General features: G+C 69.7%; 19 protein-coding genes and 2 pseudogenes. 17 read left to right on the top strand and 4 right to left on the bottom strand.

Going from position 1 to position 23,744, the window contains the following annotated elements; genetic code table 11:
• Positions 1–33 precede the first annotated feature (33 nt).
• Positions 34–1,404: an MBL fold metallo-hydrolase RNA specificity domain-containing protein gene (locus OG753_RS04830; protein WP_405787310.1), complete on the bottom strand. Its 1,371-nt coding sequence runs from the start codon at positions 1,402–1,404 to the stop codon at positions 34–36.
• A gap of 481 nt (positions 1,405–1,885) precedes the next feature.
• Here OG753_RS04830 and OG753_RS04825 point away from each other — a divergent pair, with 481 nt between their 5' ends.
• From OG753_RS04825 to OG753_RS04815, 3 genes are read left to right on the top strand one after another with little or no spacing between them, the layout of a single operon-like run.
• Positions 1,886–2,566 carry a pyridoxamine 5'-phosphate oxidase family protein gene (locus OG753_RS04825; RefSeq protein ID WP_326747009.1) on the top strand — a complete coding sequence of 227 codons (681 nt, stop codon included), beginning with the start codon at positions 1,886–1,888 and terminating at the stop codon, positions 2,564–2,566.
• Positions 2,563–3,324, top strand: a complete 762-nt coding sequence (locus OG753_RS04820; RefSeq protein WP_405787308.1) for an HAD family hydrolase — start codon at positions 2,563–2,565, stop codon at positions 3,322–3,324. The genes OG753_RS04825 and OG753_RS04820 overlap by 4 nt, the downstream gene beginning before the upstream one ends.
• Complete coding sequence (locus tag OG753_RS04815) at positions 3,321–5,723, top strand: glycoside hydrolase family 65 protein (RefSeq protein ID WP_405787306.1); 2,403 nt, start codon at positions 3,321–3,323, stop codon at positions 5,721–5,723. The genes OG753_RS04820 and OG753_RS04815 overlap by 4 nt, the downstream gene beginning before the upstream one ends.
• Before the next feature lie 14 nt (positions 5,724–5,737).
• On the opposite strand, the pseudogene OG753_RS04810 reads toward OG753_RS04815, so the two are convergent.
• Positions 5,738–7,078: pseudogene (locus OG753_RS04810) on the bottom strand (nicotinate phosphoribosyltransferase).
• Positions 7,079–7,394: 316 nt separating this feature from the next.
• Between OG753_RS04810 and ppsA the strand changes: the two are divergent.
• The 10 genes from ppsA to OG753_RS04760 all read left to right on the top strand — a co-directional run bounded on the left by ppsA (position 7,395) and on the right by OG753_RS04760 (position 18,655).
• A complete protein-coding gene (gene ppsA, locus OG753_RS04805) occupies positions 7,395–9,836 on the top strand; it encodes a phosphoenolpyruvate synthase (protein ID WP_390032326.1) in 2,442 nt (813 codons plus the stop codon).
• A gap of 56 nt (positions 9,837–9,892) precedes the next feature.
• Positions 9,893–10,351, top strand: a complete 459-nt coding sequence (locus tag OG753_RS04800; protein ID WP_326747004.1) for an Hsp20/alpha crystallin family protein — start codon at positions 9,893–9,895, stop codon at positions 10,349–10,351.
• Entirely contained in the window at positions 10,348–10,851 is a 504-nt protein-coding gene (locus OG753_RS04795) for a flavodoxin domain-containing protein (RefSeq protein WP_326747003.1), read from the top strand. The genes OG753_RS04800 and OG753_RS04795 overlap by 4 nt, the downstream gene beginning before the upstream one ends.
• A 34-nt stretch (positions 10,852–10,885) precedes the next feature.
• Positions 10,886–11,542 carry a DUF3592 domain-containing protein gene (locus tag OG753_RS04790; RefSeq protein WP_326747002.1) on the top strand — a complete coding sequence of 219 codons (657 nt, stop codon included), beginning with the start codon at positions 10,886–10,888 and terminating at the stop codon, positions 11,540–11,542.
• Positions 11,535–14,219 (top strand): cation-transporting P-type ATPase, encoded by a 2,685-nt coding sequence (locus OG753_RS04785; protein ID WP_326747001.1) that lies wholly within the window; start codon positions 11,535–11,537, stop codon positions 14,217–14,219. The genes OG753_RS04790 and OG753_RS04785 overlap by 8 nt, the downstream gene beginning before the upstream one ends.
• An 18-nt stretch (positions 14,220–14,237) precedes the next feature.
• Positions 14,238–14,537, top strand: coding sequence for a DUF1876 domain-containing protein (locus tag OG753_RS04780; RefSeq protein ID WP_326747000.1), 300 nt, complete (start codon positions 14,238–14,240; stop codon positions 14,535–14,537).
• 123 nt (positions 14,538–14,660) lie between these two features.
• Positions 14,661–15,563: a universal stress protein gene (locus OG753_RS04775; RefSeq protein ID WP_326746999.1), complete on the top strand. Its 903-nt coding sequence runs from the start codon at positions 14,661–14,663 to the stop codon at positions 15,561–15,563.
• On the top strand, positions 15,563–16,420 hold the full coding sequence (locus OG753_RS04770; RefSeq protein ID WP_326746998.1) for a universal stress protein: 858 nt from the start codon (positions 15,563–15,565) through the stop codon (positions 16,418–16,420). Before OG753_RS04775 ends, OG753_RS04770 begins: the two co-directional genes overlap by 1 nt.
• Positions 16,421–16,587: 167 nt before the next feature.
• Positions 16,588–16,818 (top strand): DUF1918 domain-containing protein, encoded by a 231-nt coding sequence (locus OG753_RS04765; protein ID WP_185559125.1) that lies wholly within the window; start codon positions 16,588–16,590, stop codon positions 16,816–16,818.
• A gap of 85 nt (positions 16,819–16,903) precedes the next feature.
• A complete protein-coding gene (locus OG753_RS04760; protein WP_326746997.1) occupies positions 16,904–18,655 on the top strand; it encodes a GAF domain-containing protein in 1,752 nt (583 codons plus the stop codon).
• Between the two features lie 17 nt (positions 18,656–18,672).
• Here the strand turns inward: OG753_RS04760 and OG753_RS04755 are convergent, their stop codons facing one another.
• Together OG753_RS04755 and OG753_RS04750 are read right to left on the bottom strand one after the other, a co-directional pair.
• On the bottom strand, positions 18,673–19,377 hold the full coding sequence (locus OG753_RS04755; protein ID WP_405787303.1) for a response regulator: 705 nt from the start codon (positions 19,375–19,377) through the stop codon (positions 18,673–18,675).
• A 107-nt stretch (positions 19,378–19,484) separates the two neighbouring features.
• Positions 19,485–20,129, bottom strand: a complete 645-nt coding sequence (locus OG753_RS04750) for a CBS domain-containing protein (RefSeq protein WP_405787301.1) — start codon at positions 20,127–20,129, stop codon at positions 19,485–19,487.
• A 325-nt stretch (positions 20,130–20,454) separates the two neighbouring features.
• On the opposite strand from OG753_RS04750, the gene OG753_RS04745 reads away from it, so the two are divergent.
• The 4 genes and pseudogenes from OG753_RS04745 (at position 20,455) to OG753_RS04730 (ending at position 23,707) form a co-directional block, all read left to right on the top strand.
• A complete protein-coding gene (locus OG753_RS04745) occupies positions 20,455–20,958 on the top strand; it encodes a pyridoxamine 5'-phosphate oxidase family protein (RefSeq protein WP_326750312.1) in 504 nt (167 codons plus the stop codon).
• 82 nt (positions 20,959–21,040) lie between these two features.
• On the top strand, positions 21,041–21,958 hold the full coding sequence (locus OG753_RS04740) for a potassium channel family protein (RefSeq protein ID WP_326746995.1): 918 nt from the start codon (positions 21,041–21,043) through the stop codon (positions 21,956–21,958).
• Positions 21,910–22,927 (top strand): annotated as a pseudogene (locus OG753_RS04735) (SulP family inorganic anion transporter); the annotation flags it as partial. The gene OG753_RS04740 and the pseudogene OG753_RS04735, both read left to right, overlap by 49 nt.
• Positions 22,928–23,170: 243 nt before the next feature.
• Positions 23,171–23,707, top strand: a complete 537-nt coding sequence (locus OG753_RS04730) for a hydrogenase maturation protease (protein ID WP_326746994.1) — start codon at positions 23,171–23,173, stop codon at positions 23,705–23,707.
• Positions 23,708–23,744 lie beyond the last annotated feature (37 nt).

The raw sequence follows: 23,744 nt of genomic DNA, 5'->3' as shown, positions 1-23,744 counted from the left end.
GCGGTGCATACCGCAGGGCCCATACGGCCCGGGTCAGCGGACCAGGACGGCCTCGCCGGATTTGGGTACGACGGCCGTCCATCCCAGCTCGTGGTCGATGCGGTCTCGGAGGGTCTCGGCGGCGGTCTCCTCGCCATGGACGAGGTAGGTGGTGTGTGGGGGCGGGGCGTCGCGCAGCCAGTCGATGATCTGGTCGGCGTCCGCGTGGGCGGAGAAGTGGGGTACGTCGGCCACCTCGGCGCGTACGGGAACGTACTCGCCGAACATCTTGAGGGTGCGGACTCCGTCGACGAGGTCACGCGCCCGAGTGCCGGCCGCGGCGAAGCCGACGATCACGACGGCGTTGCGGGGGTCGGGCAGCAGCCGGTGCAGGTGGTGCAGGACTCGGCCGCCGGTGGCCATGCCGGCGGAGGAGACGATGACCGCGGGGCCTGTGGTGCTGTTGATGTCGATGGACTCCTGGACGGTACGGGCGGCCAGGAAGGGCTCTGGGCTGAACACCGCCTCGCCCTGGGCCAGGATCTCGGGCCGCAGTTCGGGAGCGCGGGACCGCAGGGCGTCGCGGTACACGTCCAAGGCGGCCAGGGCCATGGGGCTGTCCACGTAGACGGGCACGTGGCGGGGCAGCGTGCCGTCGCCGCGCAGCTCGGCCAGCTCGTGCAGGACGACCTCGGTTCGGTCGATCGCGAATGCCGGGATGACGACGGTTCCTCCTCGCGACAGCGTTCGGGTGATCACGGCAGCGAACTCGCGCCGTGCCGTCTGGTGGTCGTGGCGGCGGTCGCCGTAGGTGGACTCCATCAGCAGCACGTCGGCGCCGGTGAACGGCTCCGGGGGCAGCAGCAGGGGGTGCCCGGGACGACCAAGGTCGCCACTGACGGCCAGGGTGTGGCCGTCCTCCAGCCTGAGGTGGGCCCAGGCTGAGCCGAGGATGTGTCCGCCGTGGTGCAGCGTCAGCTTCGTTCCGGCCATGATCTCGATCTCGCTGCCGACCTCGACCGGGTCGAAGAACTTCAACGTGTTCTCGACGTCCGAGTCGTCGTAGAGCGGCTTGGCGGGGCGGTGCTTGGACCAGCCGTGACTGTTGGCGTGCTCGGCGACCTCCATCTGGAGGCGGGCACTGTCGCGGAGCACGATCTCGGCGAGGCGGGCCGTACCGGGGGTGCAGAGGATCGGACCACGGAAGCCGTGCCGGACCAGGCGCGGCAGATAGCCGCAGTGGTCCAGGTGAGCATGGGTCACGACCACGGCGCGGAGGTCGGAGGCGTCGAAGCCGGGCTTGTCCCAGTTGCGACGGCGCAGGTCCGCGAAACCCTGGAAGAGCCCGCAGTCGACCAGGATGCGGGCGTGGTCGCTCTCGACGAGGAACTTGCTGCCGGTGACCGTGCGTACTGCACCGAGCAACCGGAGGAGTGCAGGTCTGGGCGAGGCGGTAGCGGGGCGCGGGGCTGGCTCGGACATGACCCGCCCTCCCTTCGGTAAGGGGATCCGGTTCTCACCATTGCACCGTGTGTAAGGGCCGACAGGGGGCCGACAGGCCCACGCAGGGGACCGACCGGCCCATGCGTAGGCGGTCGAGCCCGGTTCAGCCTGGCGGTGCAACCTCCTTAACGTATGCAAGGGAAGAGGGGAGCGTCGTGAAGACACTCGCCTTCCAGGGCCCGGACAGACGCAGTCGGCGCGATCGTCCGTGCCGACGCCGTCACCGTCCGCGGCCTCGACGAGAGCATCGCCGAAGGCGACGTGCCCGAGGTGAATTCGGTCAGGATCCTCGGCACGGGACGTATCGGCCCGGCACCCATCGTGACCGCCGGTCTCCACAGCTCCGGCACACATTGCCACGGTTCCGGCCACCCAGCCCTGACACCGAGAGGACGTGAAGACAATGAGGAGAACCCAGCACGGGCCGGGCGCCACAGAGGCGCCGGCCGGACGTACTGACCTCGGGCGGCGGATCGCCATGCACCGTGAGGAACTCGGCCTCACCCGGGACGAACTGGGTGAGCGCTGCGGCGCTGACGGCGCGTACATCACCTACCTGGAGGAACACGCGGCAGCGCCGGCGATCGGCTCCCTTCTGCGACTCGCCGACGCGCTCGGGACGACCGCCGCGGAACTCTCCGGCGCGACGACGGAGTACCCGCCAGGCAGAGGCACGGCCGTGCGGGATGCCAAGCTGGTCGAGTTGTCCGACGGCGAGTGCCGACGACTGCTGTCCACGCACGGCGTGGGCAGGGTCGCTGTCTTCACCCCGGAGGGTCCGGCGATATTCCCGGTCAACTACGTGGTGGCGGGCCGCGACATCGCATTCCGGACCTCGGGTGACGCGGTGCTCGCGCGGGCCGCCGGCACCGAGGTGGCCTTCGAGGTCGACCACATCGACGACGCCACGCGCCTGGGCTGGAGCGTCATGGTCGTAGGCGAGGCGGGAGGCGTCACTGACGCGGAGGAGCTCGGTCGGCTTGACGCCGTCGCGTACTCCCTGCCCTGGGCCGGCGGTCCGCGGACCCATTGGATGAAGGTCACTGCGATCCGGATCACCGGACGCAGGGTGATCAGGCCGTGAGCCCGTTTCGAGCCGTCGTCCTGGACACCGATGGGGTCCTCCTAGACTCTGCTGCGCTGCACGCCGTGGCGTGGAAGTCCGCTTTCGACGGCTGCCTCGACGCCTGGGCGACGGCCGGCACCGGCCCTCCGGGGCAGCTTCCCTTCGACGCCGAGCGGGAGTATCGGGAGCTGGTGGACGGGAGACCCCGTCTCGATGGAGCTCTCGCCCTTCTGACCGCGCGCGGCACAGACCTGCCGCGGGGTGGGGCCACGGATCCGCCGGGGTGCGGCACAGTATGGGCGGTCGCCGCCCGAAAGGAGCACGCGTTCACGGAAGCGCTCAAGGACGGAGCCGTCGAGACGTTCGACGAGGTCCGGCCCGCACTCGGAGCGCTGCGCGCCCAGGAGATGCGATGCGCCGCCGTCTCCGCATCCAGACATGCCCGCCCTCTGCTGGAGTCGGCCCGAATCGCCCCCCTCTTCGACGTGCTCGTAGACGGGTCGGATGCCGACCAGGTGAACCTGGCGGGCAAGCCGGACCCCGCCCTGTTCCTCGAAGCGGTACGCCGGCTGCGCGTGGACCCCGTCGACGCGGCCATGGTCGAAGACTCCCTGGCCGGGGTGGAGGCAGGCCGACGCGAGCACTTCGGCCTGGTGATCGGCCTCGACCGGACCGGCGGCACGTCTGCCGCAGCGAACCTCCGTGCTCGCGGCGCGCATGTCGTGCTCCCTGACCTCACCGCCGTCGTGGACACCGTTGCCGGAGCGCAGCCGTGAACACCGCGTGGACCTGGACTTTCGACCGCTACGACCCGAAGACGGAGCAGGTGGTCGAAGCTCTGTGCACACTCGGCAACGGCCGGTTCGCTACGCGCGGAGCCGCACCCGAATCACCTGCCGACGCGGTTCACTATCCCGGCACCTACGCGGCGGGCTGCTACAACTGGCTCCGTTCACAGGTTGCGGGCAGGCAGGTCGGCAACGAGGACATGGTCAACCTCCCCGACTGGACCCGGGTGCGCTACCGCTGCCTGCCGGAGGACGGTCCGGCGGGGGAGTGGCTCACTCCCGACGATCCGAGCCTGCGCCACCATCACGTCGTGCTGGACCTGCACGCGGGGACCCTCACCCGCCGCATGCTCTTCCAGGACGGCCACGGCCGCCGGCTCGGCGTCACCCACACCCGGCTGGTTCACATGGCGGATCCCCATTTCGCGGCCCAGCAGAGCACCTTTCGCGCGTTCGGATGGCGCGGAACCATCGAGATCCAGTCCGTTCTCGACGGTGACGTCACCAATGCCGGGGTCGCGCGGTACCGGGCCCTTGACGGACATCACCTCACCAGCCACCGTGCGGGCGTCGGAGCGGACGGCATCGCCCGGCTCTCCTGCGAGACCACATCGTCCCGCATCCGTATCGGTATCGCGGTACGCACGTCCTCCCGGCCCCTGACAGCAGTGAGCCTGAGCTGCACAGAGGTGGCGACGGCGCAGACCTTCCGGTTGCCGATCTCCCGTCGTCACCCTGTCGTCGTTCTCAAGTCGGCAGCTCTCTACAGCTCGTTGGACCGGCCGGCGGGAGATCCGCTCGCGTCTGCGGTCGAACACGTCACGCACGCACCAGGCTTCGCGACCGCGCTCGCCGGCCACACGGCAGCCTGGGCAAACCTCTGGAGCCGAGGCGAAGTCAACGTGCCCGGTGAGGCCGGCCGGATCCTGCGCCTCCACGCCTTCCACGTCCTGCAGACCCTCTCCCCGCACACGGCGGAGCTCGACGCCGGAGTACCCGCCAGGGGCCTGCACGGAGAGGCATACCGGGGCCACGTCTTCTGGGACGAGCTGTTCGTCATGCCCTACCTCACCCTGCACTTTCCCGAGGTCGCACGCGCCGTACTCATGTACCGTCACCGGCGCCTCCCCGCAGCCCTCGCCGCAGCACAGGGAGCTGGCAGCCCGGGCGCGATGTTCCCTTGGCAGAGTGCCAGTTCAGGGCGAGAGGAGACGCAGACACTACACCTCAACCCACGCTCCGGACGCTGGCTGCCGGACCACTCCCACCTCCAGCGCCATGTCGGTTCCGCCATAGCCTGGAACGCCTGGCGATACGCGCAGAGCACCGGTGACGCAGGGTTCCGGTACGGCCCCGGCGCCGAACTGCTCCTGAGCATCGCCCGATACTGGGGCGCGGTCGCCGAGTACGACGCGGACCGGCAGCGCTACCGGATCCGCGGGATCATGGGCCCGGACGAGTACCACGACGCCTACCCCGGGGCGGCCACACCCGGGGTCGACGACAATGCCTACACGAACGTGACCGCCGCATGGGTGCTGGCCCGTGGACTCGACCTGGCGGCAGCGCTGCCGCGGACGCGCATGAGCCAGTTCGAGCAGCAACTCGGCCTCGATGCGGAGGTGCTGAACCGCTGGGAGGACGTCTCCCGCCGCCTCTACGTCCCGTGGCACGGCAATGTCATCAGCCAGTTCGAAGGCTACGGAGATCTGGCCGAGCTGGACTGGGACGCCTACCGAAGGCGGTACACGGACATCCGCCGCCTCGACCGGATCCTGGAATCCGAAGGCGACACGGTCAACGGCTACCAGGCATCGAAGCAGGCCGACACCCTCATGCTCGGCTACCTCTTCCGCCCCGACGAGCTGCACGACATCTTCGCCCGGCTCGGCTACGAGCTCGACGACGACCTCTGGCACGCAACCGTCTCGTACTACTCGCAGCGCACGAGTCACGGATCGACGCTCAGCAGCCTCGTCCACGGCTGGGTCCTGGCCCGCCACAAGGGCCCCGACGCCTGGCGGTACTGCGAAGAAGCCCTGCTCGGTGACGTGGTGGACATCCAGGGCGGCACGACCGGTGAAGGCATCCACCTCGGAGCCATGGCCGGCACTCTCGACCTCATCGAACGGGGCATCGTGGGGCTCGAGGTCGGCCCCGACGGACTGCGCATCGACCCCGTCCCACTCCGGGAGGTGCCACGGTGTTCCTTCACCGTCGACTGCCTGGGGCACCGTGGCATTCGCATCCGGCTCGTCCCCGGCAGGCTGGGTATCACTGTTCCCTTCTCCCCCACGGCCCCTCCCCTTCCGCTGTACCTGCCCGGTGGACGGGCCGCGACCGTGGCCCCCGGTCGGCAGCGGTGGTTCCGCATGGAAGTCGGCTGACCAGCGGATCCCGTTCAGCGGCTCCTGTCTCCGGGGACGGCCGATGTCGCTTCGAGGCGGGCCCTCACCTCCGAGGTCAGGGCCTTCAACTGCGGGGAACCTGTTGGCACAGGGCTCTCGGGGCGATGGATGAGGCGTGCTGCCTCCGGCAGATCCACGAGATCAGCCTCGAAGCGGGCTCTGGCCGCGGCGAGGGTGTCGGGCGGGCCGGTCCGGCGGCCGTCCCGCATCACCGTACGGAGCAGGGGCACCGTACCGTCAGGCGGTTGCTCGTCGGACAGACCGATCACATCCGCGCAGCCGGGGCCGCGGAACACCTGCTTGGGAGCCGGGGCGGTGACCTTCGCGGAGGACAGCTTCATCACCGGGCGTCCGTCGTACTGGACCAACTTGTACGCCGCGTCCAAGTAGGGAGCATCGGCGGCGACGCCCACCCGGGTTCCGACCGCGAAGACGTCGATCGGTGCCCGAGTGCGCACGAGTTCGGCGACGGAGTATTCGTCCAGACCGCCGCTGGCGATGATGCGTACGTCGGTCAGCCCTGCCGCGTCGAGCAGCTGGCGTGAACGTTTGGCGAGCTCACCCAGATCGCCGCTGTCGAGCCGGATCGCGCAGCCCGGCCCTCGCCGGAGCTCGGCGAGAACACGGCCGGCGATTGCGACGCCGCGTGCGGTGTCATAGGTGTCGACGAGGAACGTCAGCGGGCCCGGATGGGTGCGGGCGAAGGCCCGGAAGGCGTCCTCTTCGCTAGGGAAGCACTCGATGTAGGAGTGAGCCATGGTTCCGGCGGCGGGGATGCCGTATCGGGTGGCGGCGGCAACATTGCTGGTCGCGGTGAAACCGACCATGGCGGAGAGCCGGGCGGCCTGCAGCCCGGCCTGGGGGCCGTGGTCGCGGCGCAGAGAGAAGTCCACCAGGGGCCGGCCCTCCGCGGCGATCACGCAACGGGCCGCCTTCGAGGCGACGGCGGTCTGGTGGCAGATCTGGCTGAGCAGATACGTCTCGACGAGCTGGGGGAGCGGGGAGGTGACCTCCAGCAGGGGCTCCCCGGCGAAAACGAGGTGGCCCTCCGGAATCGCGTGGACTTCCCCGTCAAAGCGCAGGCCGAGTAGGCCGGACACTTCCTCGGGCGGTCTGTGGAGCGCGACGGCGAAGTCGCGGACGTCATCCGCGCTCACCCGGAAGTGGGACAGGTAGTCCAGGGACGGCTACAGCCCGGCGGAGACGAGGAATCCCCGGCCGGGCGGCAGATCCCGGACGAACAGGCTGAAGGTGGCCGACGCGAGCATGACCTCTCGCAGGTAGGACATCGCCATCGTCACCTCGTAGAGGTCGGTGGTCGTCGTCTCGGACATACCCCCAGCCTGCACGCTCTGCGCCTGTCGGGCATGAGCCCTTCGGTTCCCTGCTCGGCCTGCCATGGGCCGGTCGGCCCCTCCCCGGTAAGGCCCGGTCGGCCCCTTGCCGCTGCACCTCTCGGCACTGGGGTGCAGCCACCTCCCGGTGTGATCGTGGAATCCGGATGCCGATACGGGCTCCGTTTCCCCAGGAGGTGGGCACCATGCAGCGCATCAGGATCCAGTCCCGCCAGAAGCAGCCCCACAAGCTCGAGCCGCTGGACCTGCGAACCCCGTCCGGCCGCCCGCTCCCCTATTGAGCCCGGAGGTCGTCATGGCAAGCACGCGGCGCGTCATACCGTTCGCGGAACTCGGCCGGCAGGAAGTCGCCAGTGTCGGGGGTAAGAACGCCTCACTGGGTGAGATGACCGCCCACCTGGCCGATGCCGGCGTGCGCGTCCCTCCGGGGTTCGCAACGACGGCCGCCGCGTACGGAGAGCTGCTGGACGGACACGGACTCCGGGGGCGGATCGAGGAACAGATCGCGCGCCTGCACGAGGGCGCCGCGCTCGATGAGGTCGGGGCCGCGATACGGTCGATGACCCTCGCCGAGCCGCTGCCCCCAGGGCTGCGGGCCGAGATCGTCTCGGCGTACGAGCAGCTGGGGCGCGACGAAGGCCGCGCGGACCCCGAGGTGGCCGTACGCAGCAGCGCCACCGCCGAGGACCTGCCGGAGGCGAGCTTCGCAGGCCAGCAGGAGACCTACCTGAACGTGCGCGGGACCGCCCAATTGCTGGAGTCGGTGCATCGCTGCTATGCGTCCCTCTACACCGATCGAGCCATCGACTACCGGGAGCGGATGGGCTTCGACCACCTCCAGGTCGCTCTCTCGGTCGGTGTTCAAATCATGGTCCGGTCGGACCTGGCCGGTGCAGGGGTGATCTTCACCCTCGACCCGGAGAGCGGATTCCCCGAGGTCATCGTCATCAGCGCGGCGTGCGGACTGGGCGAGACGGTCGTCAGCGGGCAGGTCGACCCCGACGAGTACACCGTCTTCAAGCCGAGCCTGAAGGACCCGGATCTGGACCCGCTGATCGACGTACGTGTCGGAGCGAAGCGGCGGAAGGCGGTCTATGCGGAACATGGACTGACGCGGACCGTTGATACCACCGACGAGGAGCGCTTGCAGAGGGTCCTGAACGACACCGAAGTGAGGCTCCTCGCCGACTGGGCGCTGACCGTCGAAGGGCACTACGGCTGCCCCATGGACCTGGAATGGGCCAAAGACGGCCTCACCGGCGACCTGTGGATCGTGCAGGCCCGGCCCGAGACCGTTCAGTCCCGCCGCGCCGCCTCCACCCTGCGCCGCTGCCGCCTGACGGCCGTGCCAGGTACGCCTCTCGTGGACGGCATCGCTGTCGGCGAGGCCATCGGCAGCGGGCCCGTCGTCGTCCTGGACTCGCCCGTCGACCTCGACCGCTTCCCGTCCGGCGGGGTGCTCGTCACCGGTATCACCGACCCGGACTGGGAACCGATCATGAAGTGTGCCTCCGCCATCGTCACCGACCACGGCGGCCGCACGTCCCACGCTGCGATCGTCAGCCGCGAACTCGGCGTCCCCGCCGTCGTCGGTACCGGCCGTGCGACTCAGGCCCTGTACGACGGACAGAAGGTGACCGTCTCCTGTGCCGAAGGCGGACGCGGCAAGGTCTACGACGGGGTGCTCGCCTATGAGGAGACCGAGACCGACCTCGCGGACATCCCCGCCACCCGGACGCACGTCATGCTCAATCTCGCCGACCCGGCCGCCGCCTTCCGGTGGTGGCGCCTGCCGGCCGATGGCGTCGGCCTGGCCCGGCTGGAGTTCATAGTGGCGCACCAGGTCAAGGTCCACCCGATGGCCCTGCTGCACCCCGAGCGCCTGGATCCCGCCGACCGCTGCGCCGTCGACCAGCTCACCGAGGGATACCTCGACCGCACCCGCTACTTCACCGATCGCCTGGCGTACGGCATCGCCCGGATCGCCGCCTCCCGGTGGCCCGCCCCCGTCATCGTACGGACCAGCGACTTCAAGACCAACGAGTACGCGCGCCTTGTCGGCGGTCGGCCGTTCGAGCCGGTCGAGGCCAACCCGATGATCGGCTGGCGGGGCGCGAGCCGCTACTACAGCGACGGATACCGGGAGGGCTTCGCCCTCGAGTGCCGGGCCCTGCGCAGGGTCCGCGACGAGATGGGCCTGACCAACGTCGTCGTCATGATCCCCTTCTGTCGCAGCCTCGAAGAGGCCGACCGGGTGCTTGGTGTCATGGCTGAGGAAGGCCTCCGCCGTGGGGAGAACGGGCTGAAGGTCTACGTCATGGCGGAGATCCCCGCCAACGTCATCCTGGCCCAGGACTTCGCCGAACGCTTCGACGGTTTCTCCATCGGCAGCAACGACCTCACCCAGCTCACCCTGGGTGTCGACCGCGACTCCGAAGCCCTCGCCCACGTCTTCGACGAGACCAACCCGGCGGTCACCCGGAGCATCGAGATCCTCGTCCCTCGTGCTCAGGCAGCGGGCCGCCCCGTCGGTCTCTGTGGCCAGCGCCCGAGCGACGACCCCGCCTTCACGGAGTTCCTGGTCAAGGCCGGGATCGACTCCATCTCCGTCGCCCCGGACAGCTTCGCCGCGGTCAAGCACCACGTGGCCGCCGCCGAATCGGTCCGGTACGGGGAGGGCCGAACGGCCCCATCAGGGACCCGATGGTCCCAAGCGGAGCAGCCGTCCGTCTCGTGAAAGTGGAGGAAGGCAACGCATGAAGGCGCTGATCGGGCGCCGGAACGGAGCACACCATGTCAGGAACGCACCTGGAGCGCAGGCGCAGCCCGATCCCCGATTTCAGGGACTGGTTCGGCACCGAATTCCCACGGTTCCCGCTGTGGCGGTCGTCGTTCGACACCTTCCCGATCCCGATCGAGGTGACCAACAAGGAGGGGCAGTACACGCTGCGCGCCGAACTTCCCGGGATGGACCCCGACAAGGACATCCAGATCACGGTTGAGGGGGACACCCTCACCGTCAGCGCCGAGCACACCGAGAGCAAGGAGGAGAAGGATCACTCGGAGTTCCGCTACGGCTCCTTCCAGAGAGTTGTGCGCCTGCCCGGGCCGATCCCCTCCGACGAAGTCGAGGCAGCGTATGAGGACGGCATCCTCACCGTGCGCGTGCTCATGCCGGCCTCGCCCGAGGAGTCCAGGCGCAGCATCCCCGTCAAGCGCACCACGGGGGACGGCAAGGGAGACTCGTCATGACGTCCAAGCGCGTCCTGGTCGCCTACGGCACCAAGCACGGTGCGACCGCCGGAATCGCGTCCGAGATCGGCAGGACCCTGCGTGAGGACGGCCTCGACGCCGTCGTGGTCCCCGCCGACGACGTGGACGACGTACGCGGGTACGACGCAGTGGTGCTCGGCGGCGCCCTGTACGCCGGGCACTGGAGCGGCAAGGCCAAGCGCTGCGCCGAACGCAACGAGCACTACCTTCAGCACCGCCCGGTCTACCTGTTCAGCAGCGGCCCCGTGGACAGTTCCGCCGAGCAGCACGACATCGCGCCGGTGCCTGCGGTGGCCCGGGAGATGGAGCGCCTCGGCGCACGCGAGCACATCACCTTCGGCGGCAGTATCACCGCCAGTACGCCCGGGTTCATCGCCCGGGCCATGGTCCGCGCGGGCAAGGGAGGAGACTTCCGCAATCCCGAGCGGATCCGGACATGGGCCCACCACATCAGCGCCGAACTCGCCGCTCCCCACTGACCGGCCGGGCAGTATCAGAGCGCGGAGGTGCACGATGTCCGAGCCCGGCACGCCCGGAGACGGGCCCACCCGATCGCGCCCGGCGACGGCCGACCGCGTGCGTCGGCTGTTCGGCGGACGTCCGAACGAGCTGCGTCGTCCGGCCGACCGGACCCGGCGCCGCTGGAACATCGCCTTCGTGCTCTCCTTCCTGATCGCCCTGTCCTGCGGCGTCGTCGTCACGACGGCCGTCTGGGATGCCGAAAGCCGCACTGCCCGGGAAGCGGCCCGGCACCGGCACCGGATCGAGGCGACGACGGTCGGTGCCGTGGGGCGCGCGGTCTCCAACCGTTCCGGCGGCACCTCCCGGACGGTTGCTCCGGCCGTCTGGGAGTACCCGGCCGCTCACCAGCACTCCGACACGATCTCCGTCCCGTTCGGCACTCCGGCAGGCCGGACGGTCACGATCTGGGTCGATGACGCGGGCAGGGAGGCGCAGGCGCCGTCGGCCGAAGCCCGACGCGTCCTCACGGCCGCAGTCGCGGGAGTCGGATCCTTCAGCCTGCTCGCCCTCGCCACAGGGGCAGTGGTCCGCCTTCGTCTGCTTCTTGTCGAGACCCGCAGCCTGGCCCAGTGGGAGCACGAGTGGGAGGCCGTGGAGCCGCGCTGGTCCGGCAGGCTGCGGCGCGAAAAGGGACCTGGCGATGACTGAGGCAGCCACCCGGCCCCCCTTTCCGGTCAACGGGCTGCCCCTGAGCCCTGACCCCCTCGAACCGTTGCCGCTCCTGAGGCGCGAACTCGGCACCGGGCCGAGTGGACTCTCCGCGCGCGAGGCGGCCCGCCGCCTCGCCGTCTACGGCCCCAACGAGGTCCGCCGCAAGGCCCGTACCTCGGTGGGCCGGGAGCTCGTCCGCCAGCTCGTCCACCCGCTGGCCATGCTGCTCTGGGCGGCTGCCGCACTGGCCTTCGTGGCGGACATAGCGGTCCTCGGCTGGGCCATCGTCGCCGTGGTCATCGTCAACGCCGCCTTCGCGCTCCTGCAGGAGCGCCAGGCGGAGCAGGCAGTGGAGACCCTGGCCCGGTATCTGCCCGAGCACGCATGGGTGATCCGCGACGGCCAACCGTCGGCCGTCGAGTCGCGCGAGCTCGTGCCGGGCGACCTCATCGTCCTCGAAGAGGGCGCCAAGGTCCCCGCCGATGGACGCCTCACAGACGGCGGTATCGAGGTCGACCTGTCGATGCTGACAGGGGAGTCCGCCCCCGCCGAACGCGTCGCCGGCCCCGGTCTCGCAGGGGCTCCGCTGCTCCAGGAGCCGAACCTCGTCTTCAGCGGTACTGCCTGCACCGAGGGCCAGGCCCAGGCGATCGTGTTCGCCACGGGCGACCACACCGAACTCGGACGGATCGCGGCACTCAGCCAGCGCACCCAGCGGGACCCCAGCCCCTTGGAGCGGCAGGTCAAGAAGGTCGCCTGGCTGATCGCCGCCGTCGCGGTGGCCATGGGCGCGGTGTTCCTCGTGGCAGGCGTGGCCGTGGGACTCCCGCTGACCGACTCGCTGATCTTCGCCATCGGCCTGCTGGTCGCCAACGTGCCCGAGGGCCTGCTGCCGATCATCACCCTCGCCCTGGCCGTCGGGGTACGGGCCCTCGCCCGTCAGGGGGCTGTGGTCAAGCGGCTGAGCGCCGTGGAAACTCTCGGGTCCACTAACGTGATCTGCACCGACAAGACCGGCACCCTCACCCGGAACCGCATGCGGCTCCAGACTGTGTGGACACCTGAACACGGTACGAGCAAAGGCCCCTGGGCAGGCGAACTCGCCCGCGCAGTGGCCCTGTGCACCACGGTCACGCGGGATGCCCAGGGCCACCTGCACGGGGACCCGACCGAGATCGCCCTGGTCGAAGGAGCCGGCGCCCACGGCGCCCCCATCGACCTCGACAGGAGGGACGCCGACCGCCAGATCCTCTTCCGTTTCGACCCCCGCTTGCGCCTGATGTCCGTCGTGCAGCAGGCGGAACCGGACGGCGCCCGCGTCATCGTCAAAGGCGCGCCGGAGTCGGTGGTGGGCGCCCTTGACGGCGGGGACTCCACTGCCGCGCTCGCCGCCGCGGACCGGCTCGCCCACGACGGCATGCGTGTCCTGGCCGTCGCCGTGCGCGACCTGCCGAAGGGGGCCGCGACGCCGGCGCGGCGCCACGACGCGGAGAGAGGTCTGCGCCTTCTGGGGCTCGTCGGCCTGTACGACCCTCCGCGGCCCGAGGTCGCGGAGGCAGTCCGCCGCTGTCACGACGCGGGCCTCCGGGTCCACATCGTCACCGGCGACAACGGCGCCACCGCGGCCGCCGTCGCGCGGGAGGTCGGCATCGGAGTACCGCGCCTCACGGTGGTGGCCCAGTCCGAGACGGTGGGTGACCAGGAGCTCGACCAGCTCCTGGCACAAGGCGATGCCGAGGTCGTTTTCGCCCGCTCCTCTCCGGAGACCAAGCTGCACGTGGCCGACACGCTGCGCGCACACGGGCAGATCGTGGCCATGACCGGCGACGGTGTCAACGACGCTCCGGCACTTCACCGTGCGCACATCGGGGTCGCGATGGGCCGGTCCGGCACCGACGTGGCACGCGAAGCGTCCACGATGGTGCTGACCGACGACAACTTCGCCACCATCGTCGCCGCCATCGAATCCGGGCGCCGCGTATACGACAACGTCCGCAAGTTCATCGTCTACATCTTCGCCCACGCCACCCCCGAGGTCGTGCCCTTCCTGGTGTTCGCACTCTCGGCCGGCACCATCCCCCTGCCGCTGACCGTCCTGCAGATCCTCGCCATCGACCTCGGCACCGAGACTCTCCCCGCCCTCGCCCTCGGCCGGGAACGGGCCGAGCCGGGCGTCATGAGCCGTCCGCCGCGACCGAGCTCGCAGGGGGTCATCTCCCGCGACATGCTCATCCGGAGCTGGGGATGGCTCGGTACGGTGTCCGCCGCCCTGGTCATGACCGCGTTCTTCTACGTGCTCTGGCGGGCGGGCTGGCACCCCGGCGACCCCACCGGCCCCGGCACCCCCCTCCACCATGCGTACGTCACCGCGACCACCGCCACGTTCGCCGGCATCGTCACCTGCCAGGTCGGCACGGCCATGGCCGCACGCACCGACCACGCCGCTCTGCGCGAGATCGGCCTGTTCACCAACCACCTGCTCCTCGCAGGCATCGCCTTCGAGTTGGTCTTCACCGCGGCGCTCGTCTACGCGCCGCCGCTGCAAGACCTGTTCGGCACCGCAGCCCTCTCCCTCGATGTCGTCGCGCTCATCGCCACCTTCCCGGTCCTCGTGTGGGGCACCGACGAACTCCGGCGCTGGGCCCGACGCACTTGCCGAAGCACGAACGCCTGAACCCGTCCGGAGGCTCCCATGTCACGCACGGCCGAATGGAAGGTCCGCCTCTACCTCTTCGAGGAGGACCACACGACGAAGGCACGCCTGGAACTCGACACGGGCACGAACAGGCTCACGGGCCACGGCACCGCCCGTTGCGCACCCCAGGACGACGACGTCCCGGAGATCGGCGAAGAACTCGCGGTCGCTCGTGCCATGGAGGATCTCGCCCTCCAGATGAAGCGAGCCGCCTACGGCGACATGCAGGCTGCCGGAGCTCCGTCCCTGCAGGAGTCCCTCAAGCCGTACAGCGGGTGGCTGGACACCACAGCGTGACCACGAAGGAGGCCCGACCGGGACCTTTGGCCCCCATGAAGGTCCTGAGCGGCCCTCTTCCCACAGGGGCCTGCGGTGTCACTGTGAGGTCAGACCCTCACTGGCCCTGGGCGAGGAGGAATCATGGAGCACACCGTCAGCGGTTCCGAACTCGGCTCCGTCGTCGTCGGCGTCGACGGCTCCGAGCCCGCCCGTCAGGCCGCGCTCTGGGCAGCGGGAGAGGCCGAACGCCGAGGGCGTCCGCTGCACATCGTGTACGGCGCCGACACGGACGGCCGGGCACTCTACGCATCTGTCGAGACCATCGAGCGCGTCCGTGTTGCCGGCCGCGAACTGCTCGACGACATCGCTGCTGCGGTCAAGAAGCAGCACCCCGGCCTGGTCGCCACCACGGAATTCGGTCGTGGCGACCCCGTGGCCAGCCTGCACCGGGCCGCTGGTCGTCGCGGCACCATAGTGGTCGGCAACCGGGGGTTGGGCGGATTCAACTCCCTCTTGCTCGGATCCGTGGGCCTGAAGGTGGCGGCCGGTGCGAAGACGCCCGTCATCATCGTCAGGGGAACCGAAAGCGGCGCCGAGAGCGGGACGGTACTCGCCGGGGTCCGTGACGAGCGAGATCTGGACTGTGTGCGTTACGCGGCGCGCGAGGCCGAGCTGCGCAAGGCCGAGCTGCGGCTGCTCCAGGTGTGGAACGTGCTTCAGTCCGTCGGCGACGTGATGACCATGATGGACGACATCAAGGAGATCGCCGACGAGTACGTCCGGCACCTGACCGCGCTGACGGAGCGAATCCGCCGGGAATTCCCGGACCTCACCGTGCGGGCGGATGCCGAGAAGAGCGCGTCCGTCGCCGGTGTTCTCGTAGAGGCTTCCCGGCACGCCGACCTGCTGGTCATGGGCGGTCGCAGGGCGTCCGCATACCTGGGACCCACCCTCGGGCGGCACACCCACAGCCTCGTACACCACTCGCACTGCCCTGTGCTGCTCATCCCGCGCCACCCGGACGAGCACGGGAGTGGATCGTGATGGCCACCGCCGAACGCCGCGAGATCGTCGTAGGCATTGACCCGGCCAGGGACTGGCACTTGCCCCTTGCCTGGGCGTCTGACGAGGCCCACCGTCGTGGGATCGGGCTCCGACTCGTCGTGGCTGTGCCTCCGCCGCAGCGTACGCGGCAGGTTGATGACACACCCCGCAGGACGGCTCTGCGCCAGGCGGGCTCTGAAGCCCTCGCGGCAGGTTACGACTGGGCGCGGGACCGACACCTGGGGCTTGACGCGGCCACTGATCTGATCGAAGGATTCCCCGTTCCCGCCATCGGACGCCTGTCTCACCAGGCCCGCATGCTCGTGCTCGGATCCCGTCACCTGAGCCGGACCGCGGAACTCTTCAGCGCCGGTTCCACGGTGGTCCCGGTCGTGGCCCAGGCGCATTGCCCCGTCGTCGTGGTGGGAAACCCCGAGCACACCACCCAGGAGACGCCCTACCTGGTCGTCGGCATCGACGGCAGTGAGTCCTCGAAGGCTGCGCTGGCGCTTGCTTTCGAGGAAGCCGACCTGCGCGGCGCAGCACTGCGCGCCATCGCAGTGTGGCAGCCGCCGGTCTTCTTGCTCCACGACGAGGAGGTCGCATTGCAGGCTCAGCGGCGGATGCTGTCCGAGGCCACGGCCGGCTGGTCGCAGAAGTACCCGGACGTGGTGCTCTCCCACGAGGTCCCGATCGGGCACCCGGTGGAAGAGCTCGCGGAAGCCGCCGAGCACGCCCTGGCCGTGGTGGTGGGCCGTCGCGGACGAGGAGGCTACTCCGGCATGCGCCTGGGCTCCGTTGTCCACGGACTGCTCCACCGGGCGTTCTGCCCGGTGATCACGGTTCCGGCCGAATAGGACCGCCATGGCGATGGCCCCGGCCCCCGCAGAGGTACCGGTGCGCGCGCCCGGCGGGCTCACCGACCTCGAAGCGGAACGCCGACTGGCCGAGCATCAGCCGCCCTCACCAGTGGCTTCGCGGCGGCCCGACTCGCACGGCACGCATTCCGAAGGAGATGATGATCATGGAGACGCGCACGTCCGAGCACGGACCCCACGCTCGCGTCGGTGACGAGATAGTGGTGGGCGGGCCGACGGTCGGCAAAGCGGGTCGCGACGGCGAAGTCGTCGGACTGCACCACGACGACGGCACCCCGCCCTACGACGTCCGCTGGTCGGACACCGGCAGGACCACCCTCTTCTTCCCGGGACCGGACGCACACATTCGGCATCTCGGCGCGGACGACTCCGGATGATGCCTTCAGCCTGAGCGGGAAGGTGGGGGCAGGGATACGGTGAAGAGGCAGGCCGAACTTCCCCGGGGCGCCGCTGGAGGTACGCATGGGCGGGGACGAGCTGGGTCCCGTGCGTCCTGGGCTTCCGCGGCTCCGGCTGGACGAACTGCTCGAGGAGCTCCAGGTTCGTATCGACGAGGTGCGCGGCACCCGGGACCGGCTGAACGGGCTCCTCGAGGCTGTGATGTCCGTCGGTCGGGAGCTCGATCTGCCGCAGGTCCTGAGTGGCATCGTCGAAGCCGCTGTCGTCCTGGTGGACGCGGAGTACGGAGCGCTGGGCGTCATCGGTGACGACCAGAAGCTCGCCCAGTTCCTTCCTGTCGGCATCAGCGACGACCTCCGGGCCGAGATCGGCGACCTGCCCTCCGGCCACGGCATCCTCGGCCAGCTCATCCGGCACCCCGAGCCGCTCCGGCTCTCGGAATTGTCCGGTCACCCCGCCTCCTACGGCTTCCCTCCCCACCACCCCCCGATGCACTCCTTCCTCGGCGTCCCCATCCGGGTTCGCGAGGACGTGTTCGGCAACCTCTACATGACCGAGAAGCGGGGTGGTATCGACTTCGACGAGGAGGACGAGGCGGTCCTGTCCACGCTGGCGGTGGCGGCCGGCATTGCCGTCGAGAACGCCCGCCTCTTCGAAGAGGTACGCCTCCGGGAGCGCTGGCTGGCCGCCAGCTCCGACTTCACCAGTGCTCTGCTCTCCGGCTCGGCCGAGACGGAGGTGCTGGAGGGGATGTTGGAGCGAGCTCGCGACATCACGGGCGCCGACATCGGTGTGTTCTACCTCGTGGGCCAGAGCGGGGAGCTGCGCGGCTCGCTGGCCCTGGGGGAGGGCGCCGAGGCACATCGCGGCATCGTGTTGCCCAGCAGTGAAGGCACCCTGGCCGCCGCTGCCCTCGGCGAGGAGGACGGACTGATCACCGTGGCCGACGTCGGGGCCGACGACCGGATCACCGTGCAGCCGGAACGGTGGAAGGGTTTCGGCCCCGCCGTCGCCGTCACGTTCGGCACCAAGGAGAAGCTGAGCGGCGTCCTCATCCTGGCCCGCAGGCGCGGCCGCCCGGCGTTCGCCCGCGCCGAGATCGCAGCCCTGCCCGGCTTCGCCGGCCAGGCCGCCGTGGCGCTGGAGCTCGCAGACCGGCGCCGGGACACCGAGCAGATGAGCATGCTGGAGGATCACGACCGCATTGCCCGTGACCTGCACGATCTCGCCATCCAGCGCCTCTTCGCCACAGGTATGACCCTGCAGAGCGCGCAACCCTTCGTCGAGCATCCCGAGGCTTCGGAACGACTTGCCCGGGCGATCGACGACCTGGATGCCACCATCAAGATCATTCGGTCGACGATCTTCGGGCTTCGTGAACACGAAGTATCCGGGGTGCCGCCGAAGCTGCGGCTCCGTGCCGTTCAGGCCATCGAGGAGGCCGCCCAGGTACTCGGTTTCGCCCCGGCCCTGCGGATGGAGGGCCTGATCGACACCGACGTACCCGCCGAGACCGCGGACGAGGCACTCGCCGTGGTCGGGGAGGCGCTCACCAACGTCGCCCGGCACGCGAGGGCAAGCCAAGCGGAAGTGTCCATCGCAGCCGTCGAGGGCGTACTGACCGTACTGGTCAACGACGACGGAGTGGGAATGGCGGAGGGAGGTCGTCGCAGCGGGCTGCGCAATCTCAGTGAACGGGCCGAACGCCTGGGTGGTGAACTCTCCGTTTCGGCGCGCGGGCCGACCGGGCAGGGCACAAAGCTGGAATGGCGGGTCCCACTGGGCGGTGGAGGCCACTGCCCACCCTCCAGGTGAGCACGCCCCGTAGTCACTCAGCTCCGGCCCTTGCCGCGCTCCGGCTCGTGTTCATGGACCTGCGTGGCGATGACAGCGGCCTGCACCCGGCGCTCCACCCCCAGCTTGCCCAGCAGCCTTGAGATGTGGTTCTTGACCGTCTTCTCGGACAGGTACAGCCGCTTGGCGATCTGCGCGTTGGTGAGGCCCTCGCCGATCAGTTCGAGTACGGAACGCTCCCGCTCGGAGAGAGCGGCCAGCCGATCGTCATCCGGAGCCTTGACGGTCTCCGGGTCCCGCAGGGAGTGCATGAGGCGGGCGGTCGTCGCCGGGTCCAGCATCGACTGCCCGGTCGCCACCGTTCGTACGGCCGAGACGAGGTCGGACCCCTTGATCTGCTTGAGGACGTAGCCGGCCGCACCAGCCATGATCGCGTCGAGCAGCGCGTCTTCGTCATCGAACGAGGTCAGCATCAAGCAGGCGAGTTCCGGCATGCGCGAGCGCAGCTCGCGGCACACGGTGATCCCGTCGCCGTCGGGCAGCCGGACGTCGAGTACGGCGACGTCCGGGCGCAGCGCCGGTCCGCGGGCCAGCGCCTGCTCGGCGGTGGCGGCCTCGCCGACGACCTCGATGTCCGGCTCCGCGTCCAGCAGGTCGTACAGGCCGCGGCGTACGACCTCGTGATCGTCCAAGAGGAAGACCCGGACGCTTCCCTCGTAGGAGGCTGCCGGTACGTCGGACATGTACGCCCCTGTGATCGATCCGCATTCTATGTTTCATACGAATTGTCTCAGGGGATCAGGCGGACGCACCTGGGCGGCGCCCCCGGGTTCCGGGGCGGTAAGAGGCCTCAGGAGGCCCCGGTGGGCTGCCCTTCCAGTTCCATCCGCACGTCCACCACGCCTTCCACGGCACGGACCGCACGGGCCATCAGCGGCACCAGTGCGCGATCACGGAGCGATCCGCGCAAGGTGACGACGCCCTCCTTCACCGACGCCTGCAGATGTACGGGAGGAGCGAGCCCGGCGAGAACCGAGTCGCGGATCTCCTCGCCGATCTCCTCGTCCGGTCGCAGAAACACCTTGAGCAGGTCGCTCCGGCTGACGACTCCCTCCAGCATCCCCACACCGTTCACCACGGGGAGGCGTTTCACGTGCTTTCGCGCCATGATCCGGGCAGCCTCGGCGAGTGTGGCGTCGGGGTGCACAGTCACGGCTGGGCTCGACATCAGTTCCTCGGCCAGCACACCCCCTGCCTTGGAAGCCTCTTCCAGCTGATCAGGAAGCACGGGGTCGTCCCGCCGGAACTCCTCCTTCGGCAGCAGGTCCGCCTCGGAGACCACTCCGACGACGCGCCCCTCGCCCTCCAGGACGGGAACAGCACTGACTTTCCACTGGTCCATCAGCTCGACGATCTCCTTGTAGGAAGCCTCGCGGCCGATGGCCACAGCCGTATGGGTCATGACGTCGCTGACGGTGTACTGGGACGCGGGCATGACGGACTCCTCACTGCTGGCGGTTCAGGTGGCCGACACCGGCCGCCAGGGATAGCTAGCACTGCCGTGCCCAGGGCGACGATGCCCGTTCGGACGATCCAGAACCTGTCCGCTCGGCCACCCCCGTAGGGGGAGTGGTCCTCATGGCGGCCTCCGGCCGATTCCGATTCAAGTCTGAGCGGCACTGCAGGTGCCGGGGATGGGCCGACCGGCCCCCGATTCCGCAGGACAGGGGACCATTCGGCCCTGGCACGGCGTGCGAGACGGAAAAGACGCTGAGTGAAGCCGAGGCCGACAAGACAGGGCCGGAGCGGAGGGCCGCGTGATGGATCACGAAACCGCCAGGAGACCGGACCACCGCCCTGCCCCGGACCCCGCGCAGTCCACGGAGCAGCTGGACCGCTCCGAAGCGCTGCGGCTCCTGGGTACCGTCTCGCTCGGCCGCATCGTCTTCACCCACCAAGCGCTGCCAGTCATCCGGCCGATGAGCCACATCGTCCACGGGGAGGACGTGCTCGTGCAGTTCGACGAAGGCGCTTCACACGCGTCGCTGGTGGCGAGGCCGGGCGAGCCCGGCATCGTCCTCGCCTACGAAGCCGATGCCATCGACCCCGACACGCATCTCGGCTGGAGCGTCGTGGTGGTCGGCTACGCCGAGCTCGTCGTGAACCGCGACGAAGCCGAACGGCTCGCGGCGCTGCTCGATCCGTGGAGGAACGAGGCGATGCCCCGCATCCTGCGGATCCGGTCCGAACTCGTCACCGGGTTCCGCCTGTGGCCGGAACCTCGGCCGATTCCGGCCGCCGGCGAGGTCCGGCCCCGCTTCTGACACCGGGGGACGGCGTGGGCTGCGATCAGGGACCACGGAGGTGCGCGAACCTGGGCGAAACGCAGCGGAAAAGGGGTTCCGGATGGATTGGCTGGTGACGGCCATGGGCGCCGCCCTGGTACTGCTGATCCTCCGGGACGTGTTCCACACGCTGTGGCACCCGACGCGTCACGGCGGGCTGAGCCGGCTGGTCATGACCACACTGTGGCGGCTGTCCTTCGCCCTGGGCACCCGTCGTACGGCAGCCGGCCTGGCGGGTCCGCTTGCCATGGTGTCTGTCGTCGCCCTGTGGGCCCTCACCGTGGCGGCGGGGTGGGCACTGATCTACTGGCCTCACATGCCCGACGCGTTCGTGTACGCGGGCGGGTTGCAGCCCGACGACCATGCGGGCCTGCTGGACGCGACGTACGTCTCACTGGTCACGCTCTCCACGCTCGGTCTCGGCGACGTCGCACCTGCCGAGGGCTGGCTGCGCCTCCTCGCACCCCTGGAGGCGCTGGTCGGGTTCGCCTTGCTGACCGCGACGGTCTCCTGGATCCTCGGCATCTATCCGGCTCTGGCCCGCCGCAGGGCTCTTGCGTTGCGGCTCTCCCACCTCTCCCGTACCCACCCCTCGAAGGAACAGATCGACTCCCCGGCCGGGGCGGCCATGCTGGACGGCCTGGCCACAGCACTGTCCGTGGCAGCGGTCGACTTCCTCCAGTACGCGGAGTCCTACTACTTCCATGACGGCGACGAACGGACCTCCCTGGCCCTCCAGATCGGCTACGCCCTCGACATCGCCGATGAGGCTTCGGAGGCCGGGCACCGGGATGTCCGGCTCGCCGCCACGGTGTTGCGCTCCGCCCTGGAAGACCTCGCGGGCATCCTGGACGAGCGCTTCCTGCACACCCAGGGCCCGCCCAGGCAGGCTCTCGACGCGTTCGCGCGCGACCACGGACGGCAGGCGGGCTGCTCTCGTTCTTCCGGCAGGCATCCCAGGTGCACTGGCCAACGGTGATCCTCGGTGCGGTCGGGCTGGCTCTGCTGTTCGCGTTGCCGCACGTATCGCGACTGCTGCCAGGCCCGCTGCCCGTTCTCGTGCTGGCGACGGCGGCCGTTGCTGCCTTTGGACTCGAGGACGAGTACGGCATCTCCGTGATCGCCGTGGTACCCGCGGGACTGCCCGCCCCCGCGCTTCCTGCTCTCGTGGACGTTCCTCAGCGCCAGTCGCACGGCCCTCGGCGACTCGGCGAGCGCGCGCAGCCAGGTGTACCCCCTCGTCTCCGCCGCCTGCGTGCTGACCGTCCTGCTCTTCCTCGGTCCACTCCTGGCCCACACCCCGAGCGCGATCCTCGGCGCCATTGTCGTGTACGCCGCCGTACGTCTGGTGGAGCTGAGCGAGTTCCGCCGCCTTGCCGCGTTCCGGCGACGCGAGCTGCTCCTGGCCCTCGGCTGCACCCTTGGTGTCCTCACTTTCGGCATCCTGGCCGGAGTGCTGGCGGCGGTGGCTCTGTCCGTCGCCGAGCTGCTGGTACGGGTCGCCCGCCCGCACGACGCGATCGAGGGTCTCGTTCCCGGCGTAGCCGGAATGCATGACGTTGACGACTGTCCCCAGGCGCGAACCATCCCCGGCCTGCTGATCTACCGTTACGACTCGCCGCTCTTCTTCACGAACGCAGAAGACTTCCGCCGTCGCGCCCTGGCCACCGTCGACGTACAGCGCGAGCCTGTCCAGTGGTTCGTGCTGAACACCGAGGCCAACGTAGAGGTTGACATCACCGCCCTCGATGCTGTCGACGCCCTTCGCCGCGAGCTCGAACGCCGGGGAATCGTCTTGGCGTTGGCCCGGGTCAAGGAGGACCTGCGCGACGACCTCGACGCGTACGGCCTCACCGCGTCCATCGGAGCCAGCCGTCTCTACCCCACGCTTCTGACAGTCGTGGCGGCCTATCGGCAGTGGAGTGGCGAGGAGGGGACGCGTTCCTGAGGTCGGCCTCGCGTGTGGCCCGGTGGGCCGTGCCGACGGTGGTTCCGGTGCCCTGCCGATCGGAGGGCCAGTGCCGAACGGTCCCCTTCCACGGTTGTCAGTCCCATGATCGGCCTCAGAGCCTTGGTGCGCCGTCCCGCACTCGGTACCGCGCCATACGCCGTTTGCCCCGCGGCACAGGACCTCGTCCCGCTAGCAGGGCAGGCTGTTCCTGGAGACGCCCGGACAAGGAAGTGGGTACCTGTGAAGCCCCTCGCCGGTACTGCGGTCATCGGGATCGGAAACGAGTTCCGGCGCGATGACGGGCTGGGGTGGGCCGCCATCTCCTTGTTGCGCGCACGGAAAGCACAGCGACCTCTCCCGTCCGGCACTGACCTCGCCCAGTGCGACGGAGACCCCGGCCGACTGATCGGCCTTTGGGAAGGCAAGGCCCTCACCCTCGTCGTCGACGCCTGCTTCCCACCTGCGGCTCAGCCAGGGCGAACACACCGGTGGTGTGTCGCTCCCGGCGAGATGCCGCACCCCGCTGCCGCAGGCAGGCAGAGCACCCACGGGCTGGGGCTCGCCGAGGCCGTGTGCCTCGCCGACCGCGTCGGGCGCGGCCCCGGCCGGCTCATCGTGTATGCGGTCGAGGGGGCGGACCGTTCGCTGGGCACTGGGCTCACGCCGGCGGTCGCGGCCGCCCTGCCGCTTCTGACCCTGCGTATCGAGGCGGATGTTCGCCGGCACGACGAGCGGACTCGCCGGACCGGGTTCGAACCCCGGAGCCGGGAGGTCTGACATGCTGCCGAATCCAGGCACGTGGAGACCGAGAGGT

This window comes from Streptomyces sp. NBC_00029 (genome assembly GCF_045160505.1).
Taxonomy (GTDB): domain Bacteria; phylum Actinomycetota; class Actinomycetes; order Streptomycetales; family Streptomycetaceae; genus Streptomyces.
Note: the sequence above shows the minus strand (reverse complement) of the source record. Positions and strands in the feature narration are given on the sequence as shown.

What these genes read in the sequence shown, in the direction of transcription:
- OG753_RS04755 (WP_405787303.1), bottom strand. Translation starts at nt 19,377, where the DNA reads ATGTCCGACGTACCGGCAGCCTCCTACGAGGGAAGCGTCCGGGTCTTC.
- OG753_RS04785 (WP_326747001.1), top strand. Translation starts at nt 11,535, where the DNA reads ATGACTGAGGCAGCCACCCGGCCCCCCTTTCCGGTCAACGGGCTGCCC.
- OG753_RS04770 (WP_326746998.1), top strand. Translation starts at nt 15,563, where the DNA reads ATGGCCACCGCCGAACGCCGCGAGATCGTCGTAGGCATTGACCCGGCC.
- OG753_RS04790 (WP_326747002.1), top strand. Translation starts at nt 10,886, where the DNA reads ATGTCCGAGCCCGGCACGCCCGGAGACGGGCCCACCCGATCGCGCCCG.
- OG753_RS04775 (WP_326746999.1), top strand. Translation starts at nt 14,661, where the DNA reads ATGGAGCACACCGTCAGCGGTTCCGAACTCGGCTCCGTCGTCGTCGGC.
- OG753_RS04800 (WP_326747004.1), top strand. Translation starts at nt 9,893, where the DNA reads ATGTCAGGAACGCACCTGGAGCGCAGGCGCAGCCCGATCCCCGATTTC.
- OG753_RS04750 (WP_405787301.1), bottom strand. Translation starts at nt 20,129, where the DNA reads ATGCCCGCGTCCCAGTACACCGTCAGCGACGTCATGACCCATACGGCT.
- OG753_RS04740 (WP_326746995.1), top strand. Translation starts at nt 21,041, where the DNA reads ATGGATTGGCTGGTGACGGCCATGGGCGCCGCCCTGGTACTGCTGATC.
- OG753_RS04760 (WP_326746997.1), top strand. Translation starts at nt 16,904, where the DNA reads ATGGGCGGGGACGAGCTGGGTCCCGTGCGTCCTGGGCTTCCGCGGCTC.
- OG753_RS04765 (WP_185559125.1), top strand. Translation starts at nt 16,588, where the DNA reads ATGGAGACGCGCACGTCCGAGCACGGACCCCACGCTCGCGTCGGTGAC.
- OG753_RS04780 (WP_326747000.1), top strand. Translation starts at nt 14,238, where the DNA reads ATGTCACGCACGGCCGAATGGAAGGTCCGCCTCTACCTCTTCGAGGAG.
- OG753_RS04745 (WP_326750312.1), top strand. Translation starts at nt 20,455, where the DNA reads ATGGATCACGAAACCGCCAGGAGACCGGACCACCGCCCTGCCCCGGAC.
- OG753_RS04825 (WP_326747009.1), top strand. Translation starts at nt 1,886, where the DNA reads ATGAGGAGAACCCAGCACGGGCCGGGCGCCACAGAGGCGCCGGCCGGA.
- ppsA (WP_390032326.1), top strand. Translation starts at nt 7,395, where the DNA reads ATGGCAAGCACGCGGCGCGTCATACCGTTCGCGGAACTCGGCCGGCAG.
- OG753_RS04795 (WP_326747003.1), top strand. Translation starts at nt 10,348, where the DNA reads ATGACGTCCAAGCGCGTCCTGGTCGCCTACGGCACCAAGCACGGTGCG.